Origin of the sequence: Streptomyces sp. NPDC088915 (assembly GCF_044749825.1) — a bacterium.
GTDB lineage: Bacteria > Actinomycetota > Actinomycetes > Streptomycetales > Streptomycetaceae > Streptomyces.
The window spans coordinates 255,672-272,559 of the sequence record NZ_JBIVIR010000006.1 but is presented as its reverse complement, the minus strand read 5'-3'; the positions used below and the strand labels follow the sequence as shown (position 1 = coordinate 272,559).

Genomic DNA, 16,888 nt, shown 5'->3' with positions numbered 1-16,888 from the left:
GGATCAACTGGCGACGTTCTGCAGCGAACACGAAACTGACAGTAACGTGGCCGCGCGATGCTTTTCAGCAGTATGCGGCGAATTGCAGAAGTTGCGCACGGACGGGGCCCCCAAGTGGTATGGGAGGCCCCGTCATTGATCGTTCTATGCCCCGGCTTGCCGGGGGTTGTCCGGGTCGGCGAACCGTTCCCGCAGGCGGGAGCCGGGCCGGACGCGGCGACTAGGCGTCGCCCGCCGACTTTCGGGTCTGCAACTGCCGTGCCACTTCCGCGATCGAGCCCGACAGGGAGGGGTACACGGTGAAAGCATTTGCGATCTGTTCGACGGTCAGATTGTTGTCGACCGCGATCGAGATCGGATGGATCAGCTCGCTCGCCCGCGGGGCGACGACACAGCCGCCGACCACGATGCCGGTGCCCGGACGGCAGAAGATCTTGACGAAGCCGTCCCGGATGCCCTGCATCTTGGCGCGCGGGTTGCGCAGCAGCGGCAGCTTGACGACCTTGGCGTCGATCTTGCCCGCGTCCACGTCGGCCTGGGTGTAGCCGACGGTGGCGATCTCGGGGTCGGTGAAGACGTTCGACGAGACCGTCTTCAGGTCGAGCGGGGTCACCGCGTCGCCCAGGAAGTGGTACATCGCGATCCGGCCCTGCATGGCGGCGACCGAGGCGAGCGCGAAGACGCCCGTGACGTCGCCGGCCGCGTAGACGCCGGGGGCGGAGGTGCGCGAGACCCGGTCGGTCCAGATGTGCCCGGAGTCCTTGAGGCGGACGCCCGCCTCCTCCAGGCCCATGCCGGCCGAGTTCGGGATCGCGCCGACCGCCATCAGGCAGTGGGTGCCGGAGATGATCCGGCCGTCGGCGAGGGTGACCTCGACCCGGTCGCCGACCCGCTTGGCGGACGCGGCGCGGGAGCGGGCCATGACGTTCATGCCGCGGCGCCGGAAGACGTCCTCCAGGACGGCGGCGGCGTCCGGGTCCTCGCCGGGCAGGACCCGGTCGCGGCTGGAGACCAGGGTGACCCGGGAGCCGAGCGCCTGGTAGGCGCCGGCGAACTCGGCGCCGGTGACGCCGGAGCCGACCACGATGAGCTCCTCGGGGAGCTCCTTGAGGTCGTAGACCTGGGTCCAGTTCAGGATCCGCTCGCCGTCCGGCTCGGCGTCGGGCACCTCGCGCGGGTGGCCGCCGGTCGCGATCAGCACGGCGTCCGCGGTCAGCGTCTCCTCGGTGCCGTCGGCGGCGGTCACGACCACCTGGCGGGAGCCGTCCACGGCCTGCCGGCCGGAGAGCCGGCCGCGGCCGCGCAGCACGCGGGCGCCCGCCCGGGTGACGGAGGCGGTGATGTCGTGCGACTGGGCGAGCGCGAGGCGCTTCACCCGCCGGTTGACCTTGCCGAGGTCGACGCCCACGACCCGGGCGGCCTGCTCCACGTGCGGGGTGTCGTCCGCGACGATGATGCCCAGCTCCTCGTACGAGGAGTCGAAGGTGGTCATCACCTCGGCCGTGGCGATCAGGGTCTTGGAGGGGACGCAGTCGGTCAGGACGGACGCGCCGCCGAGGCCGTCGGTGTCGACGACGGTCACCTCCGCGCCGAGTTGGGCGCCCACCAGGGCCGCCTCGTATCCGCCGGGTCCGCCGCCGATGATCACGATCCGGGTCACTGGGATCTACGCCTCGCGCTCTCGTTCTGCCGGGGGGTCCCCCCGCCGGGGTGCAGTGCGTACGCCATTGTCCCGCACGCTTCAAGTGCGTACCCCATTGTCCCGCACGTCCGGCGCGGCCACGCGGCGGGGCCTCCGAAGGGGGTCCGGCGACGCTCCGGCGAACCGGCCCGCCCCCTCGGTCCCTCCCGTACCCTCGGTCCCATGTCCCTCTACGCCGCTTTCGCCGGCAACCTGGACGCGCGGCTGATGAGCCGCCGCGCACCGCACTCCCCGCTGCGCGGCACCGGCTGGCTGAACGGCTGGCGGCTCACCTTCGGCGGGGAGCAGATGGGGTGGGAGGGAGCGCTCGCCACCATCGTGGAGGCCCCCCGCTCCCAGGTCTTCGTGGCGCTGTACGACATCGCGCCGATGGACGAGGACTCCATGGACCGCTGGGAGGGCGTCGGCCTCGACGTCTACCGGCGCATGCGGGTGCGGGCGCACACCCTGGACGGCGAGGAACCCGTCTGGACGTACGTCCTCAACGGGTACGAGGGCGGGCTCCCGTCGGCCCGCTACCTGGGCGAGGTCGCGGACGCGGCCGAGTCGGCGGGCGCGCCGCACGACTACGTGATGGAACTGCGCAAGCGCCCCTGCTGAGCGGTCCGCCCCGGTTTTCGTCGGAAACGACAAGACAACGATCGCATGTCCGTCAGCACCGTCATCTACGCGCGTAGGGATTCTCCGGCTACGCTTCTTCGCGTAGCAAATCGTCCGGGGCCCGCCTCGGACTCCCCTCCCCGAGGCGAGAGAAGTCAGTGAACGCAACTGCCACCCCGTACGAGGCCGCCGAGGCCGCCGCCGCGCGTCTCCGCGAGCTGACCGGAGTCGAGAGCCACGACGTCGCCCTGGTCATGGGCTCGGGATGGGCGCCCGCCGTCGACGCCCTCGGCGCTCCCGAGGCCGAGTTCCCGGTGACCGAGCTCCCCGGCTTCCCGCCGCCGGTCGTCGAGGGCCACGGCGGCACGATCCGCTCGTACAAGATCGGCGAGAAGCGCGCCCTGGTCTTCCTGGGCCGCACCCACTTCTACGAGGGCCGGGGCGTCGCCTCCGTCGCCCACGGCGTCCGCACCGCGGTCGCGGCCGGCTGCGAGACCGTCGTCCTGACCAACGGCTGCGGCGGTCTGCGCGAGGGCATGCGCCCCGGGCAGCCGGTCCTGATCAGCGACCACATCAACCTGACGGCCGCCTCCCCGATCGTCGGCGCGAACTTCGTGGACCTCACCGACCTGTACTCGCCGCGGCTGCGCGCGCTGTGCAAGGAGGTCGACGAGACCCTCGAAGAGGGCGTCTACGTGCAGTTCCCCGGCCCGCACTACGAGACCCCGGCCGAGATCAACATGGTCCGCGTCCTGGGCGGCGACCTCGTCGGCATGTCCACCGTCCTGGAGGCCATCGCGGCCCGCGAGGCCGGTGCCGAGGTCCTGGGCATCTCGCTCGTCACCAACCTGGCGGCGGGGCTCTCGGGCGAGCCGCTGAACCACGAGGAGGTCCTCCAGGCGGGGCGGGACTCGGCGGCGCGGATGGGCGAGCTGCTGACGCGGGTCCTGGACCGGATCTAACCTTTCCCGCGTCCCGGGGCCGGTACGGGCCCCGGGACGCGGTCGGGTGCGGGCGGGGGCGCCGCTGCGCGGGGCTTCTCCCCCACCCTGCCCCTTCCCGTAACCGGGGCTCCGCCCCGGACCCCGCGCCTCAAACGCCGGCGGGGCTGGATTTTCCCCCTGCGGGCGGAACTTCAGCCCGTCCGGCGTTTGAGGACACGCCCGGAGGGCGTACGGGGGCCCGGGGGCTCGCCCCCGGTTACGGGAAGGGGTGGGACGGGGAAAGGCTCCGCGCAGCGGCCCGCACCCACCGGCACCCGCACCCGCACCGCCGCCGCCCGCACAAAGCGCCCACCCCCGTACAGAGCCCGTCCCCTCCGAAAGGCACACCGTGACGCAGGACGACCTCCTCACCCGGGCCCAGACCTGGCTCGACGAGGACCCCGACCAGGAGACCCGCGAGGAGCTCGCGCGGCTCATCGAGGCCGGCAGGGCCGGTACGACGGACGAGCTCGCCGTCCGGTTCGCCGGCACGCTCCAGTTCGGCACGGCCGGGCTCCGGGGCGAGCTGGGCGCCGGGCCCATGCGGATGAACCGCTCGGTGGTCATCCGCGCCGCCGCCGGCCTCGCCGCGTACCTGAAGGCCAAGGGGCAGGAGGGCGGCCTCGTCGTCATCGGCTACGACGCCCGCCACAAGTCCGCCGACTTCGCCCGCGACACCGCCGCCGTGATGACCGGCGCCGGGCTGCGCGCCGCGCTGCTCCCCCGCCCGCTGCCGACGCCCGTCCTCGCGTACGCCATAAGGCACCTGGGGGCCGTCGCCGGCGTCGAGGTGACCGCGAGCCACAACCCGCCGCGCGACAACGGCTACAAGGTCTACCTGGGCGACGGCTCGCAGATCGTGCCGCCCGCCGACGCGGAGATCGCCGCCGAGATCGCCGCCGTCCGCTCGCTGCACGACGTGCCGCGCCCGGAGGACGGCTGGGAGACCCTCGGCGACGAGGTGCTCGACGCCTACCTGGAGCGTACGGACGCGGTCCTGACGCCCGGCTCGCCCCGCACCGCGCGGACCGTCTACACGGCCATGCACGGCGTCGGCAAGGACGTCCTGACGGCCGCGTTCGCGCGCGCCGGCTTCCCGCCGCCCGCCCTGGTGGCCGAGCAGGCCGACCCGGACCCGGACTTCCCGACGGTCGCCTTCCCGAACCCGGAGGAGCCGGGGGCGATGGACCTCGCCTTCGAGGCGGCCCGCGCCGTGGCCCCGGACCTGGTGATCGCCAACGACCCGGACGCCGACCGCTGCGCAGTGGCCGTGCCGGACCCGGACGCCGAGAGCGGCTGGCGGATGCTCCGGGGCGACGAGGTGGGCGCGCTGCTCGCCGCGCACCTCGTGCGCAGGGGCGTCACCGGCGTCTTCGCCGAGTCGATCGTCTCGTCCTCGCTGCTCGGCCGGATCGCGGCGGCGGCGGGCCTCGGGTACGAGGAGACGCTGACCGGCTTCAAGTGGATCGCCCGCGTCGAGGGCCTGCGCTACGGCTACGAGGAGGCGCTCGGCTACTGCGTCGACCCGGAGGGCGTCCGCGACAAGGACGGCATCACGGCCGCGCTGCTCGTCACCGAGCTGGCCTCGGTGCTCAAGGAGGAGGGCCGGACCCTGACCGACCTCCTGGACGTCCTGGCCGTGGAGCACGGGCTGCACGCCACGGACCAGCTCTCGGTGCGGGTCGAGGACCTGGGGATCATCGCGCGCGCGATGGCCGCGCTGCGCGAGCGCCCGCCGGTCTCCCTCGCCGGTCTGACGGTCGTCTCGGCCGAGGACCTGACCAAGGGCACGGAGGCGCTGCCGCCCACGGACGGGCTGCGCTACCACCTGGAGGGCGATCACAAGGCCCGGGTGATCGTGCGCCCCAGCGGCACCGAGCCCAAGCTCAAGTGCTACCTGGAGGTCGTGGTCCCGGTCTCCGGCGCCGACGGCCTGCCGGCGGCCCGCACCACGGCCGCCGGGCTGCTCGCCGCGATCAAGCGGGACCTGGCGGAGGCCGCGGGGCTGTGACCCCGTAGGACGCGCGGAGGGCCGGTACGGAGGAGATCCTCCGTACCGGCCCTCCGTCATGTCCGGACGGGCGGCCGGCCGCTCAGCCCGTCGCCCCCAGGACCACCAGGAGCAGCAGTCCGACGACGGCGGGCGCGATGATCTCGTACGCCCAGCGGACCTGCGGCTCGCCCTGCGCCTGCGGGCTCCCGCCGTGGCGCTCGGCGAGCTCGCGCAGGTCGGCGACGGTCTGGTCGGTGGGCGCGGTGCGCGCGGCGCTCTGCCGTACGTCGGCGGTGACCGAGGTGCGGCCGTGCGGGTCGTCCTGGGAGGCGCGGGCGGCCCGGCGGGCGGCCCTCTTGCGCTGGCGCAGCGAGACGGGGACGGCCCAGAGCTGGTACTTGGCGCCCTCCTGGGTGAAGACCTCGCTGGAGTAGCCGGCGCGGACGTCGGCGACGGAGGCCCAGGGCAGGGTGATCGACCGGAACGGGTTGCGGACCCGCAGCCGCCGGTCATCGGCGTACACGGCGGGCCGGATCGTGAAGGCGACGATCAGCGGCACGGCGAGGACGAGGCCCGCGAGCGCGAGCCAGGGCGTCCTGCCCTCGCCGCGGACCATCGCGTCACCGGCGAACACGGCCGCGAGCGCGAGGAGGAACACCCCGCTCGCGATCCCGAGGGGCGACCGGAAGACCCGGTCGGCGTAGGACTGCTCAGGGGTCGACCCGGTGCTCGGCTCGTCGTGCGGCCCGGGGGTCGGCTCGGGGGTCGTCATGCCGCCGATTCTGCCTCAGCGGACGGGCGGGGGCTCAGGCGGCCCGCACGGCCACGAGGTCGGCGTACAGGATGATGTTGTCGGGGCGGTGGCCGTCGACCAGTTCGCCGCCGCAGGTGATCAGGCGCAGCTCGGGCCGGGTGGTGTTCCCGTACACCTTGGCGGTCGGGAAGGCGTCCTTGTCGACCTGCTCCAGCTCCCGGACGCGGAAGACGGCGGCCTTGCCGTCGGCGCGGGTGACGGTGATCTCGTCGCCGGCCCGGACGCGGGAGACGTTCTTGAGGACGGCCGGGCCGCGCTCGGTGTCGAAGTGGCCGATGAGGACGGCGGGGCCGGTCTCGCCGGGCGTGACGCCCTTGTCGTACCAGCCGATGCGGTCGGCGTCCGCGACGGAGGGCACCTCGACGGTGCCGTCGGCGGCGAGCCCCAGCTTCAGGACGGGCCCGGTGTCGACCCCGGCGGAGGGCAGCGCGACCCGGGCGGGCAGGGAGCGCGCGAGGGGCCGGACGGGGACGGCACTCGCCTTCGGCGCGGCGGTCTCGGTGATCCGGGCGGGCGGGGCGGCCTGCCCCTCGGACCCGGCCGAGCAGCCGGTGAGCGCGGCGAGGGCGGCCAGGAGGACGACGGCGGCGGTACGGGGACGGGTGCGGGTGCGGATACGGGTGCGGTTCACGGCGGGCTCCGGACGGACGGGCACGGCCGGCCGCCGCGCGGGACGCGGCGACCGGCCTCGGGGTGGGGTGGTGCTCCCGCTCGGGTCGAGGGGCGGGGAGTGGGGTGGTGCGGGGAGGGCGTGCGGGATCAGACGCGGGCGGCGGCCCGGCGGCGCAGGACGACGAAGCCGAGGCCCGCGGCGGCGAGCGAGGCCGCGCCGGCACCGGCCGCGACGAGCGCGGTGGAGTCGTCCGCCGCGACGCCCTCGGCACCGGCCGCGACACCGCCCTTCGGAACGACGGAGGTCTGACCGCCCTGCTGGACGGCGCCCGTGCCGGTCTGCCCGGCCGGGGTGGCGGAGGCGTAGCAGCTCTTGGGGAGCACCGGGAAGTCGTTGTAGCGGTACGGCGTGTCACCGCCCTGGGAACGCTGCCCCAGGCGCGGGGTACGCGTGTCCGCACCCTCGATCTTGAGGCCGTCGACCGTGTCGAGCGGGTGCGCGCGGTCCACGCGGGACACGAACTCGGGCTTGGGGTTCTTCAGCACGGCCCACGGGCCCTTGACCGCGTCGTTGGTCATCACGAGAAGCCAGTCGTCGCCCCGGGAGGAACGGATCTCCTGGGTGATGGTGCACGGACCGAGGACGGTCGGTCCGTCGAGGACCTTCGCCGGCGGCAGGGCGGCCGGGCCGGGCTTCGGGGCGGGCGCGCCCGTGCCGACGTACTGGGGGGCCGCCTGCTTCGAGGAGCCCGGGAGGTAGGCGGCGAGGCCGCCGTCCTGCTCCAGGACGACAAGGGCCTTTCCGCCGTACAGCCAGACCTGGCGGAAGCCGTTCAGGTAGGTGAAGCCGCGGCCCTTGCCGTTCTCGACCAGCTGGAGGCCGTAGCGGCCGTCCTTCCGGCCCAGCTCCACGACCGTGCCGTCGGCGAGCCGGTAGAGGCCGGGGGCGGCGGCGGGAACGTGGTTGCCCTGCCAGTTGTAGGAGCGGCCCTCGGCGGAGAGGACGAAGAACTCGCCGTTGTTCCGGCCGACCGCCCAGCGGGTGTTGGCGTCGACGACACCGACCGACGCGCCCCGGGCGAAGAGCTCGGCACGGTGGTGGAAGGAGGTGACCTCGTAGATCTTGGCGACGGTGCCGCTGCGGAGGGTCTCGGTACGGACGAGGGTGCCCTTCGCGGCACCGGCCGGGGTGGAGGTCGTGGCCGTCGGCTTCGGCACGGCCGTCGTGGTGGCGGGGGCCGGGGCCTCGCTCGTGACGGCCGGGGCCGGAGCGGCGCTCGTAACGGCCGGGGCCTCGCTCGTGGCCGCCGGGGCCGGCGTGGCGGCCGGGCCGTCGGCGGCGAAGGCGGCACCGGCGGCGAACGCCGGAGCGGTGATCGCGACGCCCGCGACGAGAGCGGTGGCGATGGCGGTGCGAAGGGCGGTGCGCATAACGACTCCTGGACTTCAGGCAGGTGGTGGATGGAGAGCCGCATGCCGCTTTTTCTCGGTCCGAACGTGATCCCGGTGAGGTCTGGCTGGCTGCAAGAAAAAATTTAGTGATCTTGTATGCGTAACGCGTCCGCTTCATGTCACGACCACGTGACGGGGACCACCACGCCGACCGCCGCCTGTGACCTCGGGCTCTACGGATCCCGCCCCCTGTACAGGTCGCTACGCGCGTAGATATGCTCGACTGGTGACCATGCCCACCACTGCACCCGCAGCTCTCGCATTCGCCGACGTGACCGCGTCCGACAGTGCGCTGCGCCGCTTCCTCCACGGGCTGCCCGGCGTCGACGCCGTCGGCCTGGAGGCGCGCGCCGCGTCCCTCGGCACCCGCTCGATCAAGACCACGGCCAAGGCGTACGCCATCGACCTGGCCATCTCCATGATCGACCTGACGACGCTCGAAGGCGCGGACACCCCGGGCAAGGTCCGGGCGCTCGCCGCCAAGGCCGTCCGTCCCGATCCGACCGACCGCACGACCCCGACGACCGCCGCCGTCTGCGTCTACCCCGACATGGTGGCCACCGCCAAGGCCGCCCTCGCGGGCTCGGACGTCAAGGTCGCCTCGGTCGCCACCGCCTTCCCGGCCGGCCGCGCCGCCCTCCCCGTGAAGCTCGCCGACACGGCCGACGCCATCGCCGCCGGGGCCGACGAGATCGACATGGTCATCGACCGTGGCGCCTTCCTCGCCGGCCGCTACCTGGAGGTGTACGAGCAGATCGCCGCGATCAAGGCGGAGTGCGGCGACCGCGCCCGCCTGAAGGTGATCTTCGAGACCGGCGAGCTGTCCACGTACGACAACATCCGCCGCGCCTCCTGGCTCGGCATGATGGCCGGCGCGGACTTCATCAAGACCTCGACCGGCAAGGTCGCGGTCAACGCCACCCCGGCCAACACGCTCCTCATGCTGGAGGCCGTGCGCGACTTCCGCGCCCAGACCGGCGTGCAGATCGGCGTGAAGCCCGCCGGCGGCATCCGCAACACCAAGGAAGCGATCAAGTTCCTGGTGCTCGTCAACGAGACCGTGGGCGAGGACTGGCTGGACAACCACTGGTTCCGCTTCGGCGCCTCCAGCCTGCTCAACGACCTGCTGATGCAGCGCCAGAAGCTGGCGACCGGCCGCTACTCCGGCCCCGATTACGTGACGGTGGACTGATCAACATGGCATCTGCATTCGAGTACGCGCCGGCGCCCGAGTCCCGGTCCGTCGTCGACATCGCCCCCTCCTACGGCCTGTTCATCGACGGCGAGTTCGTCGACGCGGCCGAGGGCAAGGTCTTCAAGACCGTCTCCCCCTCCACCGAGGAGGTCCTGTCCGAGGTCGCCCGCGCGGGCGCCGAGGACGTGGACCGCGCGGTGAAGGCGGCCCGCAGGGCCTTCGAGAAGTGGTCCGCGCTGCCCGGTTCCGAGCGCGCCAAGTACCTCTTCCGGATCGCCCGGATCATCCAGGAGCGCAGCCGCGAGCTGGCCGTCCTGGAGACCCTGGACAACGGCAAGCCGATCAAGGAGACCCGCGACGCGGACCTCCCCCTGGTCGCCGCGCACTTCTTCTACTACGCGGGCTGGGCCGACAAGCTCGACCACGCCGGCTACGGCGCGAACCCGCGCCCGCTGGGCGTGGCCGGCCAGGTCATCCCGTGGAACTTCCCGCTGCTCATGCTGGCGTGGAAGATCGCCCCGGCGCTCGCGACCGGCAACACGGTCGTCCTGAAGCCGGCCGAGACGACCCCGCTGACCGCCCTGTTCTTCGCGGACGTCTGCCGCCAGGCCGGACTGCCCAGGGGCGTCGTCAACATCCTCCCCGGGTACGGGGACGCGGGCGCCGCCCTGGTCGAGCACCCGGACGTGAACAAGGTCGCCTTCACCGGCTCGACCGCCGTCGGCAAGGCCATCGCGCGCTCGGTCGCGGGCACGGACAAGAAGCTGACCCTGGAACTGGGCGGCAAGGGCGCCAACATCGTCTTCGACGACGCCCCGCTCGACCAGGCCGTCGAGGGCATCGTCAACGGCATCTTCTTCAACCAGGGCCAGGTCTGCTGCGCGGGCTCGCGCCTCCTGGTCCAGGAGTCGGTCCAGGACGAGCTGCTCGACGCGCTCAAGCGCCGCCTTTCCACGCTCCGCCTCGGCGACCCGCTGGACAAGAACACCGACATCGGCGCCATCAACTCCTCCGAGCAGCTGGCCCGCATCACCACCCTGGTCGAGCAGGGCGAGGCGGAGGGCGCCGAGCGCTGGACCGCCGCCTGCGAGATCCCGTCCGCCGGCTACTGGTTCGCCCCGACGCTCTTCACGGGCGTCACGCAGGCGCACACCATCGCCCGCGACGAGATCTTCGGCCCGGTCCTGTCGGTGCTCTCCTTCCGTACGCCCGACGAGGCCGTGGCGAAGGCCAACAACAGCCAGTACGGCCTGTCGGCGGGCATCTGGACGGAGAAGGGCTCCCGCATCCTCGCGGTGGCGAACAAGCTCCGGGCCGGCGTCGTCTGGGCCAACACGTTCAACAAGTTCGACCCGACCTCGCCCTTCGGCGGCTACAAGGAGTCGGGCTTCGGCCGCGAGGGCGGCCGTCACGGTCTGGAGGCCTACCTCGATGTCTGACGCGAACCGTCTGAGCGTCTTCAAGACCTACAAGCTGTACGTCGGGGGCAAGTTCCCGCGTTCCGAGAGCGGCCGGGTGTACGAGGTGACGGACTCCAAGGGCAAGTGGCTGGCGAACGCGCCCCTCTCCTCCCGCAAGGACGCCCGTGACGCGGTCGTCGCCGCCCGCAAGGCCTTCGGCGGCTGGGCGGGCGCGACCGCGTACAACCGCGGCCAGATCCTCTACCGCGTCGCCGAGATGCTGGAGGGCCGCAAGGGCCAGTTCGTGCACGAGGTCGCGGACGCCGAGGGCCTGTCCAAGAACAAGGCGGCCGCGGTCGTCGAGGCCGCGATCGACCGCTGGGTCTGGTACGCGGGCTGGACCGACAAGATCGCCCAGGTCACGGGCGGCGCCAACCCGGTCGCGGGCCCGTACTTCAACCTCTCCACGCCCGAACCGACCGGCGTCGTCACGGTCCTGGCCCCGCAGGACTCGTCCTTCCTGGGCCTGGTCTCGGTGATCGCCCCGGTGATCGCGACGGGCAACACGGCCGTGGTGGTCGCGAGCGAGAAGTACCCGCTGCCGGCGCTCTCCCTGGGCGAGGTGCTCGCCACCTCCGACCTGCCGGGCGGCGTGGTCAACGTCCTCTCCGGCAAGGCCTCCGAGATGGGCCCGCACCTCGCGGCCCACCAGGACGTCAACGCCATCGACCTCACGGGCGCGGACGCCGACCTGGCCCGCGACCTGGAGATCGCGGCGGCGGACAACCTCAAGCGCGTCCTGCGCCGCCGCACCGAGGACTTCGCGGAGTCCCCGGGCACGGACCGCATGACCGCGTTCCTGGAGACGAAGACGGTCTGGCACCCGACGGGCAGCCTGGGCGCCTCCGGCTCCTCGTACTAGAGCACGCTCGTACTTGGAGCACGCGGAGAAGGGCCCCCGGGACGATGATCCCGGGGGCCCTTCCCACGCCCGCGTCCGCACCTACGGGAGCAGCCCCTGCGACAGCGGTCCGACCACCGGAAGGTCCGCCACGGCCCCGCCCTTCGTGAGGTGGTCGGTGACCAGGTGCGTGCCGACCGGCTTGAAGTCGGCGACCTGGGTGCCCAGTCCGTTGTCGAGGGGGTCGACGCCGGTGTTGGCCAGCGGGTCGAGCTGGAGCTGGGTCAGCGGGCCCAGGGCGTAGCCGACCCCGTCGAGCGCACCCGTGCCGGCCGCGCCCGTGTCCGTCCTCGTCAGGCCGTCCAGCGGCAGCGGCACCGGGGCGGCGGCCTGGGCCCCGGCCCCCGCGCCGACCAGCGCGGCGCCCGCCGCCGTGACGGTGAGTCCGGCCTTGAACAGGGCGCTGCGACGGGAGGTGCTGGGGGCTGCGTGACGCGCCATGGCGTTCCTTCCAGGGGGTGTTCGGGCGGACACCGACAGTAGTGGAGGTGTGACGCCCGATACCAACGCCCTCCCTGAGGGTCCCCTGCACGGGGGAATGCCTCACACTGGTGTTCCGTGAGTTCCCAACCGATCCCGACCCGGGTCGTCCTGCTGACGGGCCCCTCCGGCTCCGGCAAGTCGTCCCTCGCCGCCGTCACCGGCCTCCCGGTCCTGCGCCTCGACGACTTCTACAAGGAGCACGACGACCCGTCGCTCCCGCTCGTCGACGGCAGTCCGGACATCGACTGGGACTCGCCGCAGTCCTGGGACGCGGACGCCGCCGTCTCCGCCGTCGTCGAGCTGTGCCGTACGGGGCGGACCGACGTCCCCGTGTACGACATCGCCACCAGCTCCCGGACGGGCCGGGAGGGGGTGGACATCGGGCGGACCCCGCTCTTCGTGGCGGAGGGGATCTTCGCGGCCGAGATCGTGACCCGCTGCCGCGACCTCGGCGTCCTGGCCGACGCGATCTGTCTGCGCGGCCGGCCCTCGACGACGTTCCGCCGCCGGCTCGCCCGGGATCTCCGGGAGGGCCGGAAGTCGGTGCCGTTCCTGCTGCGCCGCGGCTGGCGCCTGATGCGGGCCGAGCGCGCGATCGTGGCCCGCCAGGCGGAGCTGGGCGCGCATCCCTGCGCCAAGCCGGAGGCCCTGGGCCGACTGGCCGCCGCGGCGGCGGGCCGCCACCGCACCCCGGCCGCCCGCCCGTAGAGGCCCCCCGACGCGCCCCCGACACGAAGGAAGCGGACCGTACGAGACCCCCGGGCCCGTACGATCCGCTTCTTTCTTTCCCCCGTACCCCCGTACGGTTCCCCCGTGCTTCCCCCGCGAGCCCCGTTTCCCCCGTGGGCTCCCGTGGGTCTTTCCCCCCCTGCTTTCCCCCGCTTCCCCCGTGCTTCCCCCCGACCTTCAGGCCACCAGCTCGCCGAAGGACTCCTCCTCGTCACGGCCGAAGCTCAGCACCTCGTCCTCGCGCAGTCGCCGCAGCGAGCGCCAGATGCTCGACTTCACCGTGCCGACACTGATGTCCAGGATCTCCGCGATCTCCGGATCGGTCCGGCCCTCGTAGTACCGCAGCACCAGCATCGTGCGCTGGAGCTCGGGCAGTCGGGCCAGCGCCTGCCACAGGACCGCGCGCAGCTCGGTGCCCCGCATCGCGTCCGTCTCGCCGACCGTCTCCGGCAGCTCCTCGGTGGGGTACTCGTTGAGCTTGCGCCGGCGCCAGGCGCTGATGTGCAGATTGGTCATGGTCCGGCGGAGGTACCCGCCGACCGCGGCCTTGTCGCTGATCCGGTCCCAGGCGCGGTACGTGGAGAACAGCGCGCTCTGGAGCAGGTCCTCGGCCTCGAAACGGTCACCGGTGAGGTGGTAGGCGGTGGCGTACAGGGAGGCCCGACGCTCCTGGACGTAGGCCGTGAACTCGGCCTCCGAACAGCCCGGGCGTTCCCCCGTGGCCTCCCCGTACACCGCTCCCCCGTCAGCGACGGCCACCATGTAAGGCGCCTTGCGCTGACGCCCGACGCTGCGAACGCACCCCCGTCCGTTCATTGCCGCGCCGGACTTCTCCGTGCTCCGCACGACGTCGTGGAGACGCGTGACAACTGCGCTGGAGTTGGTGCTGTGCAGTGCGTTCATCTCGCGCCCCCCGTCGGCTGGAGTGTGTTTCGGTCCGTGTGCCAAGAAGCTTGCCGGTGGGACTTCATGGCGGTGTCCGCCGACTGTCACAGGCGTGTCACAGGGCCCGTCGCGGAAGCGTGGCCCCTGGCGGTCGAACTCGGACGGCCGAATGAGACAGAATGCTGCCGTGCCTTTTCTGTTGCTGATCGAGGACGACGACGCCATCCGTACGGCTCTCGAGCTGTCCCTGTCCCGGCAGGGTCACCGGGTGGCCACCGCCGCCACGGGCGAGGACGGCCTCCAGCTGCTGCGCGAGCAGCGGCCGGACCTGGTCGTGCTCGACGTCATGCTGCCCGGCATCGACGGCTTCGAGGTCTGTCGGCGGATCCGCCGGACCGATCAGCTGCCGATCATCCTGCTGACCGCGCGCAGCGACGACATCGACGTGGTCGTGGGCCTGGAGTCCGGGGCGGACGACTACGTCGTCAAGCCCGTGCAGGGCCGGGTCCTGGACGCCCGCATCCGGGCCGTGCTGCGGCGCGGGGAGCGGGAGTCGACGGACTCGGCGACGTACGGCTCGCTGGTCATCGACCGGTCCGCGATGACGGTCACCAAGAACGGCGCGGACCTCCAGCTCACCCCGACCGAACTGCGGCTGCTCTTGGAGCTGAGCCGACGGCCCGGACAGGCGCTGTCCCGGCAGCAGTTGCTGCGGCTGGTGTGGGAGCACGACTACCTGGGCGACTCGCGGCTCGTGGACGCCTGTGTGCAGCGGCTGCGCGCCAAGGTGGAGGACGTGCCGTCCTCGCCGACCCTGATCCGCACCGTGCGCGGCGTCGGCTACCGGCTGGACGTCCCTGCGTGAGCAGAGGGATCCTCGCGCGGCTGCGCCTCTCCAGCCTGCGCCTGCGGCTCGTCGTCGTCTTCGCCCTGGTCGCGCTCACCGCGGCCGTCGCCGCCTCCGGCATCGCGTACTGGCTCAACCGCGAGGCGGTGCTCACCCGCACCCAGGACGGGGCGCTCAACGACTTCCGGCAGGAGATGCAGAACCGGGTGGCGACGCTGCCGCTGCGGCCCGGCCAGGACGACCTGCGGCGGACCGCCGAGCAGATGGCGAGCGGCAGCGCCGGCTACCAGGTGCTGCTGCTGGGCGAGCGGGACGAGGGCAAGCCGATCGTGGGCGCCTCGGACCCGGACGACTTCACCCTGGCCGACGTGCCGCGTCCGCTGCGCGACGCCGTGGACACCCGGCGGCCGGTGACGGACGCCAACCCGTATCCGTACCACCTGTTCTGGCAGCGCACGGAGCGGGGCGGGACGCCGTACCTGGTGGGCGGGGTGCGGATCGACGGCGGCGGGCCCGCCGGTTACATGTTCAAGTCGCTGGCGGCGGAGAAGGCCGACCTGAACTCGCTGGCCTGGTCGCTCGGGATCGCCACCGCGCTCGCGGTGGCCGGTTCGGTGCTGCTCGCGCAGGTCGCGGCGACGACCGTGCTGCGTCCGGTGCACCGGCTCGGGGAGGCGGCGCGGCAGCTCGGCGAGGGGAAGCTGGACACCCGGCTGCGGGTGACCGGCGCCGACGAACTGGCCGACCTCACCCGGACGTTCAACGGCGCGGCCGAGTCGCTGCAGAAGAAGGTCGCGGACATGAGCGCGCGGGAGGAGTCCAGCCGGCGCTTCGTGGCCGACATGTCGCACGAGCTGCGCACCCCGCTGACCGCCCTGACGGCCGTCACGGAGGTCCTGGAGGACGAGCAGGACTCCCTGGACCCGATGATCGCGCCCGCGGTGGCGCTGGTGGTGAGCGAGACCCGGCGCCTGAACGACCTGGTGGAGAACCTGATGGAGGTGACGCGCTTCGACGCGGGCACCGCCCGGCTCGTCCTGGACGAGGTGGACATCGCCGACCAGATCACCGCGTGCGTCGACGCGCGCGCGTGGCTGGACGCGGTGGAGCTCGACGCCGAGCGCGGGATCGTGGCGCCGCTCGACCCGCGCCGACTGGACGTGATCCTGGCGAACCTGATCGGGAACGCGCTCAAGCACGGCGGTTCGCCGGTGCGGGTGTCGGTGCGCACGGAGGACGGGGAGCTGGTCATCGCGGTCCGCGACCACGGCCCCGGCATCCCCGAGGAGGTGCTGCCGCACGTCTTCGACCGCTTCTACAAGGCCAGCGCGTCCCGGCCGCGGTCCGAGGGCAGCGGTCTCGGCCTGTCGATCGCCATGGAGAACGCCCTGATCCACGGCGGTTCGATCACGGCCTCCAACTCGGTGGGCGAGGAGGGGGAGGCGGACGGCGCGGTGTTCGTGCTGCGGCTGCCCCTGGACGCCTCCGGGATCACCAGCGAGGTCAGGACCCGCAGCGGCCGGGGCGAGGTGGAGGAAGCGTGAGGCGCCGTACCTTCGGGCGCGCGGCCGGTGCGGTCGCGCTCGCCGCCCTGGTCGCCGGCTGCGGGATCAGGACGACGTCGGTCCCGGTGGACGCGGGCGCGGCCCCGTCCCGGGTGCCGTGCGCCACGGCCGGGGACGGGACGACCGGGGCCGCGGTCGGGGGCGTGCCGGTCCGGGTGTTCCTGGTCTGCGGCTCGCAGTTGGAGACGGTGGACCGCCGCTCGCCGCTGCCGGAGGGGAAGGCCGACGCCGATCCGGTGCGGACGGCCCGGCTGCTGCTCACGCAGCTCCTCGCCGCGCCCTCGGAGGGCGAGCGGCGGGCCGGGTTCACGACCGCGGTGCGCGGTCCGCTGGCGGTGAAGGGCGGGCACCGGGGCGACCCGGTGGGCACGCTGCGGCTGAGCCGGCAGCCGGAGGACCTGACGCCGGTCGCCCTGTCGCAGGTCGTCTGCTCCTTCGCGGAGAGCTCGGCGGGCGCGGGCGACCGCACGGTCCTGCTCGGCGGCCCCGGCCCGTACGCGCCGAAGCGCTACCGCTGTACGACGGAGCTGCGCGAGCGCCCGGAGTCCGCGCCGCCGACGGCCCCGCCGCCGACGGCCTCGGCGTCGGGGCCGGTCCCGGGGTCGTCCCCCGCGGCCCCGACCGGCTGAGTCGTCGCGCGGCGGAACCGATTCCGCTCCCGGGGGCG

General features: G+C 73.1%; 16 protein-coding genes. 10 read left to right on the top strand and 6 right to left on the bottom strand.

The genetic code is table 11. The features are described from left to right. Positions 1 to 220: 220 nt before the first annotated feature. On the bottom strand, positions 221 to 1,660 hold the full coding sequence (locus ACIP5O_RS13765; RefSeq protein ID WP_401292458.1) for an NAD(P)H-quinone dehydrogenase: 1,440 nt from the start codon (positions 1,658 to 1,660) through the stop codon (positions 221 to 223). Positions 1,661 to 1,864: 204 nt separating this feature from the next. On the opposite strand from ACIP5O_RS13765, the gene ACIP5O_RS13760 reads away from it, so the two are divergent. The 3 genes from ACIP5O_RS13760 to ACIP5O_RS13750 all read left to right on the top strand — a co-directional run bounded on the left by ACIP5O_RS13760 (position 1,865) and on the right by ACIP5O_RS13750 (position 5,296). Next, positions 1,865 to 2,302 (top strand): gamma-glutamylcyclotransferase, encoded by a 438-nt coding sequence (locus ACIP5O_RS13760; RefSeq protein WP_356541535.1) that lies wholly within the window; start codon positions 1,865 to 1,867, stop codon positions 2,300 to 2,302. A gap of 158 nt (positions 2,303 to 2,460) precedes the next feature. Next, positions 2,461 to 3,264, top strand: a complete 804-nt coding sequence (locus ACIP5O_RS13755; RefSeq protein ID WP_053645975.1) for a purine-nucleoside phosphorylase — start codon at positions 2,461 to 2,463, stop codon at positions 3,262 to 3,264. A gap of 370 nt (positions 3,265 to 3,634) precedes the next feature. Beyond that, positions 3,635 to 5,296 carry a phospho-sugar mutase gene (locus ACIP5O_RS13750; RefSeq protein WP_401292454.1) on the top strand — a complete coding sequence of 554 codons (1,662 nt, stop codon included), beginning with the start codon at positions 3,635 to 3,637 and terminating at the stop codon, positions 5,294 to 5,296. A gap of 82 nt (positions 5,297 to 5,378) precedes the next feature. Here ACIP5O_RS13750 and ACIP5O_RS13745 read toward each other — a convergent pair whose 3' ends face one another. The 3 genes from ACIP5O_RS13745 to ACIP5O_RS13735 all read right to left on the bottom strand — a co-directional run bounded on the left by ACIP5O_RS13745 (position 5,379) and on the right by ACIP5O_RS13735 (position 8,135). Continuing rightward, positions 5,379 to 6,050, bottom strand: a complete 672-nt coding sequence (locus ACIP5O_RS13745) for a PH domain-containing protein (protein WP_401292452.1) — start codon at positions 6,048 to 6,050, stop codon at positions 5,379 to 5,381. Between the two features lie 34 nt (positions 6,051 to 6,084). Continuing rightward, on the bottom strand, positions 6,085 to 6,723 hold the full coding sequence (locus tag ACIP5O_RS13740; protein ID WP_401292449.1) for a class F sortase: 639 nt from the start codon (positions 6,721 to 6,723) through the stop codon (positions 6,085 to 6,087). A 128-nt stretch (positions 6,724 to 6,851) separates the two neighbouring features. Beyond that, positions 6,852 to 8,135 (bottom strand): hypothetical protein, encoded by a 1,284-nt coding sequence (locus ACIP5O_RS13735; protein WP_401292448.1) that lies wholly within the window; start codon positions 8,133 to 8,135, stop codon positions 6,852 to 6,854. Positions 8,136 to 8,388: 253 nt separating this feature from the next. On the opposite strand from ACIP5O_RS13735, the gene deoC reads away from it, so the two are divergent. The 3 genes from deoC to ACIP5O_RS13720 are packed head-to-tail and all read left to right on the top strand — an operon-like array spanning position 8,389 to position 11,673. Beyond that, complete coding sequence (gene deoC / locus ACIP5O_RS13730; RefSeq protein WP_401292445.1) at positions 8,389 to 9,348, top strand: deoxyribose-phosphate aldolase; 960 nt, start codon at positions 8,389 to 8,391, stop codon at positions 9,346 to 9,348. A gap of 5 nt (positions 9,349 to 9,353) precedes the next feature. Next, positions 9,354 to 10,790 carry an aldehyde dehydrogenase family protein gene (locus tag ACIP5O_RS13725; protein WP_401292442.1) on the top strand — a complete coding sequence of 479 codons (1,437 nt, stop codon included), beginning with the start codon at positions 9,354 to 9,356 and terminating at the stop codon, positions 10,788 to 10,790. Continuing rightward, complete coding sequence (locus ACIP5O_RS13720; RefSeq protein ID WP_401292440.1) at positions 10,783 to 11,673, top strand: aldehyde dehydrogenase family protein; 891 nt, start codon at positions 10,783 to 10,785, stop codon at positions 11,671 to 11,673. Before ACIP5O_RS13725 ends, ACIP5O_RS13720 begins: the two co-directional genes overlap by 8 nt. An 81-nt stretch (positions 11,674 to 11,754) precedes the next feature. Here the strand turns inward: ACIP5O_RS13720 and ACIP5O_RS13715 are convergent, their stop codons facing one another. Next, complete coding sequence (locus tag ACIP5O_RS13715) at positions 11,755 to 12,153, bottom strand: hypothetical protein (RefSeq protein WP_356541521.1); 399 nt, start codon at positions 12,151 to 12,153, stop codon at positions 11,755 to 11,757. A 117-nt stretch (positions 12,154 to 12,270) separates the two neighbouring features. Between ACIP5O_RS13715 and ACIP5O_RS13710 the strand changes: the two genes are divergently transcribed. After that, complete coding sequence (locus ACIP5O_RS13710) at positions 12,271 to 12,903, top strand: ATP-binding protein (protein WP_356541519.1); 633 nt, start codon at positions 12,271 to 12,273, stop codon at positions 12,901 to 12,903. Positions 12,904 to 13,101: 198 nt separating this feature from the next. Here the strand turns inward: ACIP5O_RS13710 and ACIP5O_RS13705 are convergent, their stop codons facing one another. Beyond that, on the bottom strand, positions 13,102 to 13,827 hold the full coding sequence (locus ACIP5O_RS13705; protein ID WP_365542323.1) for a SigE family RNA polymerase sigma factor: 726 nt from the start codon (positions 13,825 to 13,827) through the stop codon (positions 13,102 to 13,104). A 169-nt stretch (positions 13,828 to 13,996) separates the two neighbouring features. Here ACIP5O_RS13705 and afsQ1 point away from each other — a divergent pair, with 169 nt between their 5' ends. From afsQ1 to ACIP5O_RS13690, 3 genes are read left to right on the top strand one after another with little or no spacing between them, the layout of a single operon-like run. Next, positions 13,997 to 14,674, top strand: coding sequence for a two-component system response regulator AfsQ1 (afsQ1, locus tag ACIP5O_RS13700; RefSeq protein ID WP_185893284.1), 678 nt, complete (start codon positions 13,997 to 13,999; stop codon positions 14,672 to 14,674). Further along, a complete protein-coding gene (locus tag ACIP5O_RS13695; RefSeq protein WP_401292436.1) occupies positions 14,671 to 16,200 on the top strand; it encodes an ATP-binding protein in 1,530 nt (509 codons plus the stop codon). The genes afsQ1 and ACIP5O_RS13695 overlap by 4 nt, the downstream gene beginning before the upstream one ends. After that, positions 16,197 to 16,850 carry a hypothetical protein gene (locus ACIP5O_RS13690; protein WP_401292434.1) on the top strand — a complete coding sequence of 218 codons (654 nt, stop codon included), beginning with the start codon at positions 16,197 to 16,199 and terminating at the stop codon, positions 16,848 to 16,850. Before ACIP5O_RS13695 ends, ACIP5O_RS13690 begins: the two co-directional genes overlap by 4 nt. Positions 16,851 to 16,888 lie beyond the last annotated feature (38 nt).

Excerpts from the sequence above, each read along its gene's own strand:
- ACIP5O_RS13760 (WP_356541535.1), top strand. The coding sequence starts at position 1,865 with ATGTCCCTCTACGCCGCTTTCGCCGGCAACCTGGACGCGCGGCTGATG.
- ACIP5O_RS13745 (WP_401292452.1), bottom strand. The coding sequence starts at position 6,050 with ATGACGACCCCCGAGCCGACCCCCGGGCCGCACGACGAGCCGAGCACC.
- ACIP5O_RS13735 (WP_401292448.1), bottom strand. The coding sequence starts at position 8,135 with ATGCGCACCGCCCTTCGCACCGCCATCGCCACCGCTCTCGTCGCGGGC.
- deoC (WP_401292445.1), top strand. The coding sequence starts at position 8,389 with ATGCCCACCACTGCACCCGCAGCTCTCGCATTCGCCGACGTGACCGCG.
- ACIP5O_RS13725 (WP_401292442.1), top strand. The coding sequence starts at position 9,354 with ATGGCATCTGCATTCGAGTACGCGCCGGCGCCCGAGTCCCGGTCCGTC.
- ACIP5O_RS13720 (WP_401292440.1), top strand. The coding sequence starts at position 10,783 with ATGTCTGACGCGAACCGTCTGAGCGTCTTCAAGACCTACAAGCTGTAC.
- ACIP5O_RS13715 (WP_356541521.1), bottom strand. The coding sequence starts at position 12,153 with ATGGCGCGTCACGCAGCCCCCAGCACCTCCCGTCGCAGCGCCCTGTTC.
- ACIP5O_RS13705 (WP_365542323.1), bottom strand. The coding sequence starts at position 13,827 with ATGAACGCACTGCACAGCACCAACTCCAGCGCAGTTGTCACGCGTCTC.